12 protein-coding genes and 1 pseudogene are annotated in these 15,217 nt (G+C 63.1%); 10 read left to right on the top strand and 3 right to left on the bottom strand.

Going from position 1 to position 15,217, the window contains the following annotated elements:
- Positions 1–5: 5 nt before the first annotated feature.
- On the bottom strand, positions 6–437 hold the full coding sequence (locus BOX37_RS24090) for a hypothetical protein (protein ID WP_071929621.1): 432 nt from the start codon (positions 435–437) through the stop codon (positions 6–8).
- Between the two features lie 285 nt (positions 438–722).
- Here BOX37_RS24090 and BOX37_RS24085 point away from each other — a divergent pair.
- The 3 genes and pseudogenes from BOX37_RS24085 to BOX37_RS24075 all read left to right on the top strand — a co-directional run bounded on the left by BOX37_RS24085 (position 723) and on the right by BOX37_RS24075 (position 6,593).
- Positions 723–1,236 (top strand): annotated as a pseudogene (locus BOX37_RS24085) (chlorite dismutase family protein).
- Between the two features lie 410 nt (positions 1,237–1,646).
- Positions 1,647–5,807, top strand: coding sequence for a MobF family relaxase (gene mobF / locus BOX37_RS24080; RefSeq protein WP_071929620.1), 4,161 nt, complete (start codon positions 1,647–1,649; stop codon positions 5,805–5,807).
- Between the two features lie 138 nt (positions 5,808–5,945).
- Complete coding sequence (locus tag BOX37_RS24075) at positions 5,946–6,593, top strand: HAD family hydrolase (protein ID WP_071931830.1); 648 nt, start codon at positions 5,946–5,948, stop codon at positions 6,591–6,593.
- On the opposite strand, the gene BOX37_RS24070 is transcribed toward BOX37_RS24075, so the two are convergent.
- Positions 6,590–7,864: an NsdA family TPR-like regulatory protein gene (locus tag BOX37_RS24070; RefSeq protein ID WP_071929619.1), complete on the bottom strand. Its 1,275-nt coding sequence runs from the start codon at positions 7,862–7,864 to the stop codon at positions 6,590–6,592. The two genes, BOX37_RS24075 and BOX37_RS24070, sit on opposite strands and share 4 nt — an antisense overlap.
- A 270-nt stretch (positions 7,865–8,134) precedes the next feature.
- On the opposite strand from BOX37_RS24070, the gene BOX37_RS24065 reads away from it, so the two are divergent.
- The 6 genes from BOX37_RS24065 to BOX37_RS24040 all read left to right on the top strand — a co-directional run bounded on the left by BOX37_RS24065 (position 8,135) and on the right by BOX37_RS24040 (position 12,928).
- Positions 8,135–8,350, top strand: coding sequence for a helix-turn-helix domain-containing protein (locus tag BOX37_RS24065; RefSeq protein WP_071929618.1), 216 nt, complete (start codon positions 8,135–8,137; stop codon positions 8,348–8,350).
- On the top strand, positions 8,347–8,514 hold the full coding sequence (locus BOX37_RS34290) for a hypothetical protein (protein ID WP_156910519.1): 168 nt from the start codon (positions 8,347–8,349) through the stop codon (positions 8,512–8,514). Before BOX37_RS24065 ends, BOX37_RS34290 begins: the two co-directional genes overlap by 4 nt.
- On the top strand, positions 8,511–9,038 hold the full coding sequence (locus BOX37_RS34975) for a DNA-directed RNA polymerase subunit beta (RefSeq protein WP_206045708.1): 528 nt from the start codon (positions 8,511–8,513) through the stop codon (positions 9,036–9,038). The genes BOX37_RS34290 and BOX37_RS34975 overlap by 4 nt, the downstream gene beginning before the upstream one ends.
- A 546-nt stretch (positions 9,039–9,584) precedes the next feature.
- Positions 9,585–10,445: an SAM-dependent methyltransferase gene (locus BOX37_RS24050; RefSeq protein ID WP_071929615.1), complete on the top strand. Its 861-nt coding sequence runs from the start codon at positions 9,585–9,587 to the stop codon at positions 10,443–10,445.
- Positions 10,446–10,569: 124 nt separating this feature from the next.
- Positions 10,570–11,949, top strand: coding sequence for a UDP-N-acetylmuramoyl-tripeptide--D-alanyl-D-alanine ligase (locus BOX37_RS24045; RefSeq protein WP_071929614.1), 1,380 nt, complete (start codon positions 10,570–10,572; stop codon positions 11,947–11,949).
- Between the two features lie 19 nt (positions 11,950–11,968).
- Positions 11,969–12,928, top strand: a complete 960-nt coding sequence (locus BOX37_RS24040) for a phosphotransferase enzyme family protein (RefSeq protein ID WP_071929613.1) — start codon at positions 11,969–11,971, stop codon at positions 12,926–12,928.
- A gap of 11 nt (positions 12,929–12,939) precedes the next feature.
- Here BOX37_RS24040 and BOX37_RS24035 read toward each other — a convergent pair whose 3' ends face one another.
- A complete protein-coding gene (locus BOX37_RS24035) occupies positions 12,940–14,178 on the bottom strand; it encodes a GTP pyrophosphokinase (protein ID WP_071929612.1) in 1,239 nt (412 codons plus the stop codon).
- A 478-nt stretch (positions 14,179–14,656) separates the two neighbouring features.
- Between BOX37_RS24035 and BOX37_RS24030 the strand changes: the two genes are divergently transcribed.
- Positions 14,657–15,187, top strand: coding sequence for an HNH endonuclease signature motif containing protein (locus BOX37_RS24030; RefSeq protein ID WP_084760035.1), 531 nt, complete (start codon positions 14,657–14,659; stop codon positions 15,185–15,187).
- Positions 15,188–15,217 lie beyond the last annotated feature (30 nt).

Below are 15,217 nucleotides of genomic sequence, written 5' to 3'. Positions count from 1 at the left end.
CGGCCTCAGGTGTCGTCGCGGCGTCGCCGGTCGCGGTCGAGGGAGTCGATCGCGTTGCGCAGGAACAGCGCCAGTGAATCGAGCACGACGGGATCTGTGATGCGAGGCGATAGCCCTTGCCGCATTCGGCTTTCGGCGACCCAGCGGCGGGTGGCTTCGCTGGTCGGTCCGATCAGCGCGGGTCCGCGCCTATCGGTGTTGTTGTGCGCTGCGGTACCGGAGTCGGTGCCATCGGTGGCCGCACTGTCGGCCGGTGCCGGGGGTGCCGGATTGTCGGCGGGCGATGATGTTTGTTCGCGTGGGCTGTTGCCGTTGCCCCGCGCTGTGGATGTGACGGGGTCGGAGTCGGAGACCGGCGTGGCCTGCTCGTCAGATCGGCCGGACTGAGAGACACCGGACCGGCCGGTGTGTGGACGAACTTTTCTGTTGTGGGACATCGCGTTCCTTTTCGGTTGTCGGTGTGTCCCCTGATCTTGTGGCTCTTCCACCTTCCAGTGTGCCTGGTGGTCGGAGGGCGGCAAGTATGCAAATCGCGGTACCGGTGGTTCACCCGGTCGGTGCCGCCGCTCGCGCGCGGGTCCGCCCGGTGCCGGATTCATCACCTCAGGCTGAAGGTGTCGCTTTGTCGTAGCGCACGCTGTCGCTGTGGTCTGTGCCCGTCCGGGATCGAATCCGCCTACCCCAGTGGATAGTCCACCATCCGTGCCACCAGAATAGGAACGATGAGTGACGACGCCGCTACCCCCGGCAGGATTCCCAACAAGGGCAAGGTCGCAAAGAACCTCAACGAGGTGATCCGATACGCCCTGTGGTCTGTGTTCAAGCTACGAGATGTACTCCCCGAGCACCGCGCAGGTTACGCCGAAGAAGTCCAAACGCTGTTCGACGAGCTCGCCTCCAAGGACGTGACCATTCGCGGCACCTACGACGTGTCCGGTCTACGTGCCGACGCTGACCTCATGATCTGGTGGCACGCTGCAAACAGCGACCAACTCCAGGATGCCTACAACCTGTTCCGCCGCACCAAGCTCGGCCGCGCACTGGTCCCGGTCTGGTCCAACATGGCGATACACCGCCCCGCAGAGTTCAACCGCTCCCACATCCCGGCGTTCCTCGCCCGTCGACCTCATGCGCGATCTGCGTGGCTCGGAAACCCGCATGCACGTTCGTGAGGAAACGCCCTTCTTCACAGGTCGCCGAAAGTCCATCACCGAACTGGTCGCAGACCTCGCCTAGGCGACCGGGAAATTTGCGTGTGGATCGTCGGCGGCCCGCCACATTGAGTGCCTGTTGATCAACGGTGTCCCGGCCGACGCGTTCACGGTCGCCCGGCGCGCTGGTCCCAGCGGCGCGCCGGATTCATCACCTCACCCCTACCGACCCCATCCCATCGGTACTCAACGCATCTCACTCACACCCATACCCCCGCAACACATCCCACCCCCACCCCATCAATGCCGCACCCACACAACTAAACTCACCCTCACCCACATATACCCCCTACCCCTATTTTCCCCTCCTTCACATTCAGACATCTTTCATCTCAGGGTAACGAGTTAATAACGTCCTGCGGAAACGCTATCTGCGGCAAGGATTCACAGACCAGATCGCCTTGAATTCGCTCGTTTTGGGTGTCTCATGGAGGCATGGTCGCGACCATGCACAAGGTCGCCGCAGGCAACGGCTACGAGTACTACCTGCGCAACACCGCCGCCAACGACACCACAGCGCGCGGGCGAGCATCGCTGTCCGACTATTACAACGAACACGGCGAAGCCCCCGGAACCTGGCACGGCAGCGGACTTTCCGCCCTCGAGATCACCCCCGGTGCGGAAGTCGCCGAAGATCAGATGAAGTTTCTGTTCGGTGCCGGGATGCACCCGAACGCCGACCAGGTCCGCGAACGTGTGAAAGCGCACCACCTTGCGGCAGGGGTGCGTCCCGCCTATGCCGCCCGGTTGGCAGAGAAGGCAACCAAACTCGGCAACAAGTTCGCCGTCTATTCGACTACTTCGGAGTTCCCCGCTGCCACCGCGCAGGCATACCGCGACTACAACACCAGCGTGGACGAGTGCGTCACCGCCCATATTCCCGACCAGATTCGCGCGCAGATCCGCACCGATATCGCAACCGAAATGTTCACCACCGAGTACGGACGTGCCCCGTTGGACCCGCGCGAACTGTCGGGATGGGTCGCGAAGAATTCGCGCCCCGACCGCACAGCGGTCGCCGGTTTCGACTTCACGTTCAGTCCCGTCAAGAGTGTGTCGGGGTTGTGGGCAGTCGTGACCCCCGAGTTGGCGCGTACGATCGAGACCGCCCACCGTGCCGCGATTGCCGACGCGTTGTCGTGGTTGGAGAACAATGCGCTGTTCACCCGGTTGGGTCGCAACGGGGTTCGACACGTCGACGTGCAGGGCGCGATCGCCGCGACGTTCGACCACCGTGATTCCCGCGCCGGTGACCCGGACCTGCACACCCATGTTCTGGTCGCTAATCGGGTCCGCACACCGGATGGCAAATGGCGCACAGTCAACGGCACCGTGATCCATGAAGCGGTGGTCACGGTGTCAGAAATCTATGACACCCGACTCGAACACCACCTAGAAACCGCGCTGAACGTGCAGTTCGAAACCCGCACCGACCGAACCCCCGACCAAGTCCGGGTCCGCGAAATCGTCGGTTTCCCACTGCCGTTGATCCACCATTGGTCCCGGCGTACTGCCGTGATCGCTGACCGACTCGACACTCTCACCGCCGCGTTTCAAACCACGTTCGGGCGCGAACCCACCCCCAGCGAAGTCCACGACCTCGGCCAACGCGCGACCCTGGAAACCCGTCCCCGCAAGCACGCTCCGGGTTCACGCACCGAACAACGGGCGAGCTGGCGTGCCGATGCCGCCGCAGCGCTCGGCGGGATCGACGTGGTGGACAACATCGAAGCCCGTGTCGTCGGTGTCCCGCGCGTGCCGCGTCCGGCACCAGATCGCGCGTTCGTCACCCACCTCGCCGACCAAGCGTTAGCGGCAGTCTCGGACAAGCGCGCGACCTGGCGTGAGTTCAACCTCCGGGCCGAAGTGGAACGCCAGATCCGCGGGAACATCGCCCCCACCGAATGGGCCGACGCCACCGAAAAAGTACTGACACAAGCATTATCGCCGTCATCATCGGTCGCACGCGGTGACCCCGACGTCACCGAGCAACCCGACCTACGCGCGGTCCCGGCGTGGTTACGTCGCCGCGACGGCACCCCGATCCACACCCGCGCGAACTCCCAGATCTACACCACCGAATCCACCTTGGCCGCCGAAGCCGAACTGATCGCGCTGTCGGTCGAGCCCGGCGGAGTCATCCTGAACCCCGGATTCGTCTCGCGCGCGGTCTACGAATACAACACCGCCCACCCCGACCGACCCTTGAACCCCGGCCAGATTCGGGTGATCGAATCGTTCGCCAGCGCCGGAATGCGTGTCCACACCGCCAACGCCCCCGCCGGAACCGGCAAAACCACCGCCATGCAAGTCCTGGCCACCGCGTGGGAATCCGGTGGTGGAACCGTACTCGGAATGGCACCCACAGCCGCCGCCGCGTCCGTGCTGGGCGACTCGATCGGCACCCGCGCCGAAACCGTGGACAAACTGTTGCACGTCATCGACGCCCACCGCCCCGACAACGCCAGCGAGAACCTGCCGTTTCTGCCGCAATGGGTCCTCGACATCGACGCGACAACGCTGGTCATCGTCGATGAACACGTCACCCTGCCGACCACCAAACGCCTGCAATTGCTGCGGTATCTGAGCGGACGCGGTGCGACCGTGCGGTGCATCGGTGACGATCGGCAGCTCTCGGCGATCGATGCCGGTGGCATCCATGCTGACATGGCCCATGCCGCACCCGAGCAAGCACCGACCTTGACCGAGGTTGTGCGGTTCGCTCATCGCGGCGAAGCGTTGGCGTCAACAGGGCTACGCCAGGGCGACCCGCTCGCATTGGCCTGGTATCTGGACAACGGCCGCATCCACGCCGGACACCTCGGCACTATCTACGCCGACGCCTACCGAGCGTGGGCCGCCGACATCGCCCACGGATGGGATGCGGTGATGTTGGCCCCGACTCACGACATCGTGTCCGCGTTGAACGTGCGCGCGCGTGCGGACAGGATCGCGCGCACCGCTCCCGCGATCACCGCTGCCGGTGTACCCGACCCGCATGTGTTCCTTGCTGACAGGTTGGTGGCCTCAGCCGGTGACATCGTGCGTACCCGCCGCAACGACCCCCGGTTACGCGTCGGTGCCCGTGATTGGGTGCGCAACGGCTACTCCTGGACCATCCGGCAAGTGCATTCCGACGGCGCGGTCACCGTCGCACGGCGCGTGCAGGGTCGCGATACCGACGCGGTGGTGCGGTTGCCGGGGGACTACGTGCACGAACATTTGCACCTGGGCTATGCCGCGACCATCGATTCCGCGCAAGGTATCACCGCGGATTCCTGCCACGTCGCGCTGTCCGGGCGCGAGTCGCGCCAACAGTTCTATGTCGCGATGACACGCGGACGCCAGGCCAACCACGCCTACATCGCGACCGCGCTCGACGGCGACGAGGGCGATATCTACACCGTGCCCGCGCACTACCCGCGTACCGCCGTCGAACACCTGCACCACGTGTTGGACCGCGACGGGGTGCGTACCTCCGCCCACACCGAACTCCGTGACGCGCTCGACCCCGCACGCCGGATCGGACGCGCGGTAGACATCTACCTCGACACACTCGGCATGACCGCCGAAAATGCCATCGGAACACCACGACTCGACACCATCGACCGCATCGCCGAACAACTCCTACCAGGATTGACCGACAGCCCCGCCTACTCGGTCCTACGCCAACACCTCGCCATGCTCGCCCTGTCCGGGGCAGACCCCGTCACCGAACTGCGCACCGCCATCGCCGCGCATGAACTCGACACCGTGACAGATCCCGCCGCCGTGCTGGACTGGCGACTGGACCCCACCGGCAACCATTCGGCCGGATCCGGACCGTTGGCATGGACACCAGGACTACCTACCGAGGCCCCCACCGCCGACACAGAGACCGCCCCCGTGCAGGCGCGCGAACGGATCGTGGCCGAACTCGCTAGGCAGATCAGCGATACCGCCCGCGCCTGGACCACTGCTACAGCCCCGAAATGGGCGCGCCCCTTGCTCGGTACCGATCCCGAACTCGTTGCCGACCTAGCCATTTGGCGTGCGGGATTGCACGTCGCGGAGTCCGACCCCCGCCCGACCGGACCCGCACGATACATCGCGATCGAACGCGCGCACCAACAACAGTTGCACCGCCGCATCCTTGAGGTAGACGGCAACACCCGCCTACCGCAGCACCGGTGGGCCGCGACCGTCGACCGCATCGACCCCCGCATCAGCGCCGATCCCACATGGCCGATCATCGCCACCAACATCGACGCCGCCGCAGCAGCCGGCCTCGACATAGAAGACCAGCTCACCGATGCCGCCGGCGCCCGCCCGCTCCCCGATGAAATGCCCGCTGCCGCGCTCTGGGCACGCCTGGAAATCACCGACACTGACCTCAGCGCTCCCGAGCCTGACCGGTACAGCGCGACCGAACCCCTACCCTCCGATGCAGTCGAACCGGGCGACGAACCGGACCCGGTCGGATCGGTCATCGCCAGCGCGATCGATGCCGCTACACCTGGCGGCTACACCGAATACGCCGGTGATAACGACGGCATTGAAAAGTTCGACTCCTACAGCCACCGGGAACGCGACGCTGGTCACGGATTCGGCTGGTAGGCCATCGTCGGTCTCGACCGTCGGCACATCCGGCGACAGCGAGCGTAGCTAGGAACAGCCTGTTCGCATTGCGCTCCCTAGACTGTCCCCGGCAAGGTTGGCACCGCTCCGTAGGGCGGTCGAAGTAGGAGTTGTGTGGTGATCCGGGCTGTTGTGTTCGATGTCGGCGAGACCCTTGTGGACGAGACTCGGGAGTACGGCACCTGGGCAGACTGGTTGGGCGTACCTCGCCATACCTTCGTCTCGGTGTTCGGCGCTGTGATCGCCCAAGGTCTGGACTACCGAGAGACGTTCCAGGTGTTCAAGCCAGGGTTTGACTTGGACCAGCAGCGCCAAGCTCGCGCGGATGCAGGCAAGCCGGAGTGGTTCGGCGAGGAAGACCTCTACCCGGATGTCCGTCCAGCTTTGTCGGCCCTGCGCGAGTTGGGTGTCTGGGTGGGCATCGTCGGGAACCAGACCGTACGCGCGGGTGGCCTGCTGCGTGGGCTCGATTTGCCGACCGACTTCATCGCGACCTCCGATGATTGGGGGGTGGCAAAGCCTGACGTCGCGTTCTTCGACAAGGTTGTCGAGGTCGCCGGATGCCCGGCAGAACAGATCATCTACGTCGGTGACCGCATCGACAACGACATCACCCCGGCCAAAAAGGTCGGGATGCGAACCGCCTACATCCAGCGCGGACCATGGGGGTGGATTCACAAAGACCGGCAGGACGTGAAGGAGCTGTCGGATTGGCGAATCCTCAACCTGTCGGAACTCCCCGACATCGTGAAGGCTGAGCGCTAGCCAGAAAGCGAATTGACGGTTGTATGCCAGTCGTACAACCGCTCGTCCAACGCGCGCACCTCGGGGATCGAGTCCCATTTACGCAGGTCCTGCCGAACCACTTTGATCCGATCCAAAGTCGTTGCGTACCAGTGCTCGCTGATCCCGTCCAATGCATCCTCGAGGAAACCGCACGCTTGCTCGGGTAGCTTCTCCAGCACGCATGCAGCCGCAGCGTCGGCAAGGTATACCGATCGTTGTTTCACCGATTCCGCGGGGAGTTCGTCGAGGACGTGGCGCAGGGTCGTCAGGGCCTCACGGCCGTCTCCTGCGGAGATCAGAGTGTTGGCCTTGAAACCCGCGAGCCGTGTCGGGGAGAACCAGTCCAGCCACTGCGGCGACGGTTGCTCCTGCGGATCGTGCAGCGCGTAGGACTGTTCGGCGTGCCGGATGAGGCTCAGTGCCTGTCGCGTATTGCCGAACCGCGTCTCGACTTCGGCCTCGACGGCATCGAGCCAGGCCGTCAGTTCGTGGTTTCCGTTGCCTCGTCGCGCGAATGCCCGAGCCGCCCGTACCCTCTCTCTCGCTTCCTCAGCCCTTTTCGCTTCGCCGGAGAATGCAGGGATGAAGGCCATGTGCGCGAGGACTGCACAGCCGAGTAGGGCGTCTGCTGCTTCGTGTGCCGCCTGTAGCGCGAGGACGAAACTTGTCTGGGCATCGTCGGGCTGCTGAAGATCGAAGAACTCGAGACGGCCCGCCAGCAGCGCCGATTCCGAGACTGCCCTTGCCAAGGGCACTGTGGCCCGAACGTCGATCTGCGAGATGAGGTCGGACCCCAGCCGGGCGTGATAAGAGACGGATCGGTGGAGTTGCTTTGCTGGCAGTGACCAGTACATCCCGCGATGAGCGACCGTGATCGCCACAAAGTTCTTCGCGACCGTCGCGGGCAGTTCCGCTCCACCCATGACGCGCCGATACCGACCTGTCTTCTGAATCCCGCTGGTGCCCAATACTTCTCTGGAACCTCGCCCTTCTGGGCCGTTCGGCCAGGGAGGTGTAAACCCGAGTTCGGCAATGGGGCGTTTGAACAGCGCTTCCAGGGCAGCGGCATGTTCTGGATGCGGCCAAGGCGGATCGGTCGACTCCCAGCGCCGTACGGTGCGGGCGGCTACTTCGATACGGAGTCCGATCGCGCGCGCGGCGTCAGTCAACGCGTCGGCCAAAGCCGCTTGGGATCGATATCCCAGCGCCTGGCGGGCCGCGCGAAGAGCCGCATTCCCGGTGTTTGCCATGCGGGCGAGCGTAGTCCGCTATCGGGACATTTGACGAGGAAGCATGTTGCAGGTGGCCGCCTTATGTCCTCTTATTTGTCCTTCTTTCGACCTTTGTATTGAGTCACTGTTGATCTCGTAGGGCTACTCGACTTGTGGTGGTTACCCGTCTCGCCACACGAAACGGACATCCTGCGATGGATGACACGGAGGAACGATGAACGAGCCCGACCCGTCAAGAGGTCAGACAAGAGTGGTCATGGTTGGGCGGCCTACTTCATCGGTGGCCCGATGACATCCATCCTGGAAGCCGATGTTCTCGCCGTCCTCACACCCGGCGGGAAGCTCACTACCGACACCATCGCCCGCAACTTGAACGCACCGAAATGGCGTGTGGTGCGCGCCTTGCACTCGCTGCGCCGCAACGGCGACGCCTTCCGGAACCAGCAGGCGGAATGGCAAATCACGGCCGGACAGCGCCGCCCGCCAAGGCAGGCCGCGCGATGACACACCTCGTCCCCGTCACCCTCGAACACACACTTGCCGACCTCACCCGAGCACTCGACGCCATGCGCGAAGCCGGTTTCATCACCACGACGCCCGCGACACCCACGTTCGACGCGCCCGAGTCGTCCGACCCCGCTACCGGGTCGCTCGAGGAGTTCTCATGACCCAGGCAAGCCCACCCGCCACCGCCTACACCGAAACCCCCCGATCGCGGTGCGAGTTCTACCGCCGCACATGCTCGCTACCCACGGTGATCGACCCGGCAACCGGGCGGATCACGATGAAGGCCGGGATGGTCGGGGCAGTGATGATGCCCACCGACCTCGCCCGACGCGTGAAAACCGATCTCGACGTTCGAGGGGTCACGCCGTTGCCGATCATCGGCCACCCCCGATCCAACATGTGGACCTTCTTGGTTCGCTGCGATATCAAGCCGATCGGTGAGCCCGAAAACGTGGCCCGGTTGTGGGAAGCGCGAGTGGTGGTGATCCGTGAAGGCGATATCGCGTTGCCGTCCCCGGTCCCGGTCCCGGTCCCGGTCCCGGTCCCGGTCCCGGTCCCGGACCCGGACCCGGACCCGCTGATGGTCCGCACATGGGTATCTCCGGCGATCAGCGCGTTCCGACCAGCAGGGTCGGTAGTCGTTCATTGCGCCCTCGGGCACTTGCCGGGGCGGAACCTGCGATGAACCACGGCAGTCGCTCACCCTGTCCCGACGAACCCGACGTCCACCTCACAATCCAATTCACCAGTGTCCGAATGGATTTCGTCGCCTGCTTGACGGCCGCACTCGTATTCGTTTGCGAGGTGACCGCCCGCCGACCCGGCACCGTCACCGTCGATCCCAGCTACTGCGCGGGACTGTCGAGGCTCCCCAACGAACGGCTTTACCTCCAACCCTGACCGTGTGAACAACCCTCGATGCCGGATACGAACTCCTGGACCACTAATCCCGTTGCGCCACAATGCGTTACGCCATCCGTTACGAGCGCGGTCGCGACGCCACAAGACCACCTGAATACCTCGAACCACACCGGCGACCCCGAGCCGCGCCGGTTCGAGGGTGGGGAACGCTCCCGGAGGCCGCCCAACCCGGCCTCCGGGGGCACCCACACCACCCACATGACTGGTAACACTGGAAGGCCCCGACCAACGCCCACACCGTGCGCCCCTCGCCACGGGCCCTTAAGTTGGTCGGGGGCTTTCCGTCGCAGATGCGGCAGGAGCCCCGACTATGACCACCCGCTCACGAAACCTGATCGACCCTTACCAGCCCACCCCCGCACGCCTGCACAGCGCGTTCCTCGGCGGGAAAGACCACTACGAACCCGACGAGGCGCTAGCCGAGGAATTGTCGAGCAGCACGATCAGGTCCGCGATCACCGAATCCCGTCGTTTCACCCGGCGCGCGGTCGAATACCTGTCCGACCATCACGGGGTGTCCCAGTTCGTCGAACTCGGGTGCGGCCTGCCTCACGTCCCGAACATCCACGACATCGCCGAACAACGCAGCGACACCGCGCGGACGTTGTATGTCGACTCCGACATCGTCGCGGCTACTTATGGTCGCGCGATGTTGAACGACCCGCCTACCCGGTTCTTCACCGATACCGACTTCACCGACGCCGACGCGATTTTGGCCGATATCACCACGGTGATGGACATGGCCGCGCCGTTCGCGGTGTGTGTGTCGGGCACCGCGGAATGGATCAGCGACGCCCCAGTCGTACTCGCGGCGTTGACCGACCGACTCCCGGTCGGGACATGGCTGGTGCTCACCCACGTCACCGACAACGCATACCCCCAGCACATCCACGCCGCCGCCGAGACCCTGCGTCGAGCGGGCATCCCCTATCACCCACGCGGCCGAGACGAGATAACGACCATGCTCGCCGGGTACAAGCTCCTCGCACCCGGTCTGATCGCCCCGCACCGATGGGCACCCACCCCCAACCACGACGACAACGACAACGACCATGGCGACGACGGCGGTGACGGGTATGGAGTTCGGCGGGTGTCGGTTACCGCGCCCCGCCATCGCGCGGCGTGGGATCTGAGCGCCTACGCAGCGATCGGCCAACGGTGCCGGACCTGAGCCGATCCGGGCTATCAGGCCGGACCGGCGGCGAGCATGATCGTGGCGCACAAACGATCTCGACGCCCGCACAAGGTCAGTCCCAAACACCCAGCACCACAGTGAAATCGAAAGGTTGGAACACATGATCCCCATGACCCTCGCCGAGATCGCACACGCGGTCAGCGGTCGGCTCGACACCGTCAGCGACGACCAAGCCACCGTCACCGCGCCGACCGCGTTCGACTCCCGCCAGGTAGAAGCCGGTGGACTGTTCGCCGCGCTGGGCGGCAACCGTGTCGACGGCCACGACTTCGCAAGCGCTGCAATAGAAAAGGGTGCGGTCGCGGTTCTAGGCTCCCGACCGACTGGCACCCCGGCGGTCATCGTTGATGACGTGGTGGCCGCGATGAGCGATCTGGCCCACGCCGTTGCCACCCGCTACACCGGCCGGGTACTGGCGATCACCGGTTCGGCGGGAAAGACCTCCACCAAGGATCTACTCACCCAGATCTTGGCCCGCCACGGCAGTGTCGTGGCCACCGAGCGTTCGTTCAACAACGAGATCGGGTTTCCGCACACAGTGCTGCGGGTCGAGTCCGACACCGATTTCCTCGTCTTGGAGATGGGTGCGCGCGGGCGCGGGCATATCAGCCACCTCGCAGCAATTGCCCGACCGCAGATCGGCGCGGTTCTGGGCATCGGTTCCGCCCACATCGGCGAGTTCGGCAGCCGCGAAGCGATCGCGGTCGCCAAACGCGAACTCGTCGAAGCCCTCGACGCCACAGGTATCGCGATCCTCAACGCCGACGACCCACTGGTAAACGCCATGGCCGAGCACACCCGCGCCCAAGTCCTGCGATTCGGCACCAACCCGGATGGCGACGTGCGCGCCACCGACATCGACCTCGACACCAACGCCCGCGCCCAGTTCACCCTGCGCCACGGTAACAACGCCGCGCCGGTCACCCTCGGCGTGGTCGGCGAGCACCATCTGACCAACGCACTCGCCGCAGCTGCACTGGCGTTGAGCTCCGGTGTCGAATTCGCCACTGTCGCTGAAGGTCTCAATGGCGCGGAGTTGGTGTCGGGCAGCCGAATGGAGGTCACCGAACGCCCCGACGGGGTCACCGTGATCAACGACGCGTTCAACGCTTCGCCGGAAAGTGTCGAAGCCGCTTTGCGGTCGCTGGCCACGATCGCGGCCACCGTCCGGCCCACCGTCGCGGTGCTCGGAGAGATGCGCGAACTCGGCGACACCGCACCGGCCCTGCACGCAACGATCGGACGTCAGGTCGCCGATCTGGGCATCGGCACCCTGATCACCGTCGGCGGCCACCACGCCGAACTCATGGCCACCGCCGCCCGCGACGCGGGCTCCGTACAGGTCACCCACGTCGAAACCAAAGGCCAGGTACTGGACCTGCTCAATGAAGGTTTGCGCGGTCGCGATGTCGTCCTGATCAAGGGTGCCAACTCCGCTGGCCTGTTCGAGACCGCCGCAACACTCGCCACCGGTCATTGACCAGAAGAGACGAAACATCATGAGAAGCAAAGACATCGTGGCATTGGCCCGAGCTGCCTGCACCCAGGCCCAGGTCCCCGCTGCCCGGATCGACCCGATCCGACTGCGCGACAACGCCATGCTGCGCACCGACACCGCGACCATCATCCGCGTCCATCAGCGCGGGGAACTCGCGACGGCGGTCCGGGAGCTACGCGCGGCGGACTGGTTGCGTTCCCACCACGTTCGCGCACCCGAACCCCTGGTGCCCGACCCGGTCGTGGTGGCTGAACGTCCTGTCACCTTCTGGGAAGACCTCGGATCGGGCGGCCCGGCCGAGGCCCCCGAAACCGGGGCGATGCTCGCACGGCTGCACACCCTGCGCGTGCCCAGCCACCTTGGACTGCCGCTCTTCACCTTGCCCGACTTCACCGACCGTATCGACCAATGCCTCACCGACGAAACGGAAAAGGTGTGGCTGCGTGACTACGCCGACAACCTCGCGGCACGGTGGGACGCGCTGGAGTGGCCGAGCCCGTGGTGTGTCATCCACGGCGACCCGTCCCCGGCCAACACGATGGCCGCACCTACCGGGGGGCACGTCGTGGACCTGGAACGCTGCTGCATCGGACCCCCACAGTGGGACCAAGCCACTGTCGCCTTCCAGTCCGATACCCTCTCGGACCCACCAGCCCGATGGAAACAGTTCGCCGACGCCTACGGCTCCGATGTCACCGGGTGGGACGGCTACCCGGCAATTCGTGACGTCCGATCCTTCGAGCTGTGTCTGTTCGCGCTACGTCACGCCGCTGTCTCCGAGCACGCCCGCCAGCAGGCGGACTACCGGTTGGCCTGCCTACGTGGGCACCGGGGCTTGCGCCCTGGCGATGGGTTGCGCCTTGAAACAAGCCGCCGAAGCTTGCACGCCGCAGTGATCGCCTACATCCGTGCACCCACAACGACATCGGGACCAGTGGGGGCGATGATGGCATCCCGATAAGCGCTTAGCCGTCAACCGAGCTTCGAAATCGTCTCTGCCACATTCTCTATCCGATGCAGTTGGCTAGCTAGAACCTGCGGGTCAGGATCTGACGAAGCGTGCACGATGCTATTTCGCATATGCCTAAGATGTCGGATTTCGGCGGCCAATTCGGGGCTGATTTTCCCACCACTGTCAAGTGCTTTGATTGCCGAAATTGGATTTCTCGACCCTGGTGCTACATCCAGAAGTAGCTGTTCAAGCTTCGTCCATTCCCTTACGAATTTACCCAAAAGGTGCAAACGCTCGGTACTGATGAAGTTATCATGCACGCTTTGTGGGAGCGTAGATGCCTTTCTTAGTATTTCGATCCGGCGTTCCGGGTCTTCGTTTAGGATTTGACTAATGACCTGCTCAGCGAGGGCTCCTTCGTCAAATCGTTCGTGGACTTTGTTCAAGTAGGGTTTCAGTTCGTTCGGGGTCGCGAGGTTCAGTCGCTTTGCAAATCGGTAAAGGACATCAACAGGGCCAAGTTCCGTCTCGCTTACCTCTCCCTTTCCTAGCTCTCGTGCATGGTTGAGAAGGAAACTCGCGAGTTCATAGTGTATTGCAAACTCTCTGACACCCTCATCAATTCTCTTCCGCTCAGCTTTTTGCAACTGTTCCAGCGCTATTTCTCCGGCATGCACTAAGCCGTTCAACTGGTCGAGTAGGGCAATCTCCTCATCGGATAGGTCCCCATTGAGGGGTTTGTATACAAGGTCGTGTTCTACTTCCGACCATCCATGCATGAGAACGGATGCGACTTGTACCTCCACGCGAGCCAGCGAGAGCCTGACATCGGCTCCGATTAGATCGTCCGATTTAATCTGGACACGATAGTGGATTGCGGAATAACCAGAGAAACGATTCCCCTTGCGGCTGATTGTTTCCTCGGGAAACTCTTTGCGCGCACCGACCTGGTCGAATAGCCGGGCGATGATTCGGTCAACCTCGTCCCTCTCTCCCGGAAAGTATAGAGCGACTCGAACGCCGGCTAGGTCGGCAATATCGGCCCGCAAAATATCGACCGAAGCATAGTCGCGCTTCTTGCTTCTTTGGAAGCATTTGTCACGGAGGCGGTCAATGCTTTTAGCCCTGCTGGTAACAATGCACCTAATGCCAGCAGAATGTAGAGCGCTTTTGAGGCGGCCTTCAACTATCCTGGCAACCTCTGAATAGTAGTCGAACTCTCGCTCGTACTGTTTGATAAACTCATCTATTACGTCCATGTTCTTATTTCGGAGTCGGGATAGAGTAGCCAATCGTGTTGGCGACACGAATGCAACGAATACAGGCGCAACCCAGCATTGACGCAGGATACACCTTGCATCTCGATTCGCCTGCGCCAGCAACGGATTGGCCTCGGGGTCTTTCGGCTCGCAGCGGCGGTGCATCGTTCGACCGGTAGCGCAGTGCTGCGCCACGTTGCGGCCGGTGCGGATGCGCATGGCGGTGAACCGCCCGCAGTGACTTGGATGCTGCACGAGGGTTCGCCTCTTGGCGCAGTGCAGTAGGAGGCGTATGTCTGCCTGGGTCGATAGACATCATCGCCGTCACCGATCTCGACTCAGCTCGACTTCCGAGCGCGCCGTCCTGTCCGGGTACGAACCTATCCTCCCGGAGACATGCACTCGCGACACGCCTGACCGAGCATACGGTTGGGCGGTGAGGACAATATGATAACGGTTCAACGCAGCGAGGTGGAGCATGACCGATCGAGAACCCGTACCCGCCGAGCTCCAACGTGATCTGATGATCGAGGCTGGATACCGCTGCGCTGTCACAACCTGCCGGACGGCGGAACCACTTGAAATCGAACACATAGAAGAATACGCCGCAGTCAAGAAACACGAATTTTCCAATATGATCGTGTTGTGTGCAAACTGTCATCGCAGGAAAGGTATTGGACCTCGAAATCTCGACAAAAAGGCGCTGAGAATCATAAAACGAAACCTTGCTCTCGTGAATCGTCGATACAATGACGTCGAACGTCGAATAATTGAACATTTCGTCGAAAATGATACTGCTCCGTACGTCCTCCTTCCGGAAACATCAGTACTCTTCGGATATCTATTGAAAGATGGCCTGATCGAAGGTCTCCCAGGTGCGGAAGTTGAAGAAGCGATGCACGGGGAATTGGCAGACGGCCGAACCTTTCACATCACTCGCGGATATGCGCTAACCGAGGATGGAAAGATCTTAGTCAATAAATTGCGTAAGAATACTGAGATCCTTTGATGCGACGTAAAAACCATTCCCAAATTTTCC

It is taken from the genome of Nocardia mangyaensis (assembly GCF_001886715.1).
Lineage (GTDB): Bacteria > Actinomycetota > Actinomycetes > Mycobacteriales > Mycobacteriaceae > Nocardia > Nocardia mangyaensis.
Note: the sequence above shows the minus strand (reverse complement) of the source record. Positions and strands in the feature narration are given on the sequence as shown.

Bases quoted from the DNA above. Each gene is read 5' to 3' on its own strand.
- BOX37_RS34975 (WP_206045708.1), top strand. From the start codon at position 8,511: ATGACCCAGGCAAGCCCACCCGCCACCGCCTACACCGAAACCCCCCGA.
- BOX37_RS24035 (WP_071929612.1), bottom strand. From the start codon at position 14,178: ATGGACGTAATAGATGAGTTTATCAAACAGTACGAGCGAGAGTTCGAC.
- BOX37_RS24070 (WP_071929619.1), bottom strand. From the start codon at position 7,864: ATGGCAAACACCGGGAATGCGGCTCTTCGCGCGGCCCGCCAGGCGCTG.
- BOX37_RS34290 (WP_156910519.1), top strand. From the start codon at position 8,347: ATGACACACCTCGTCCCCGTCACCCTCGAACACACACTTGCCGACCTC.
- BOX37_RS24090 (WP_071929621.1), bottom strand. From the start codon at position 437: ATGTCCCACAACAGAAAAGTTCGTCCACACACCGGCCGGTCCGGTGTC.
- BOX37_RS24065 (WP_071929618.1), top strand. From the start codon at position 8,135: ATGACATCCATCCTGGAAGCCGATGTTCTCGCCGTCCTCACACCCGGC.
- BOX37_RS24030 (WP_084760035.1), top strand. From the start codon at position 14,657: ATGACCGATCGAGAACCCGTACCCGCCGAGCTCCAACGTGATCTGATG.
- BOX37_RS24045 (WP_071929614.1), top strand. From the start codon at position 10,570: ATGATCCCCATGACCCTCGCCGAGATCGCACACGCGGTCAGCGGTCGG.
- mobF (WP_071929620.1), top strand. From the start codon at position 1,647: ATGGTCGCGACCATGCACAAGGTCGCCGCAGGCAACGGCTACGAGTAC.
- BOX37_RS24050 (WP_071929615.1), top strand. From the start codon at position 9,585: ATGACCACCCGCTCACGAAACCTGATCGACCCTTACCAGCCCACCCCC.
- BOX37_RS24040 (WP_071929613.1), top strand. From the start codon at position 11,969: ATGAGAAGCAAAGACATCGTGGCATTGGCCCGAGCTGCCTGCACCCAG.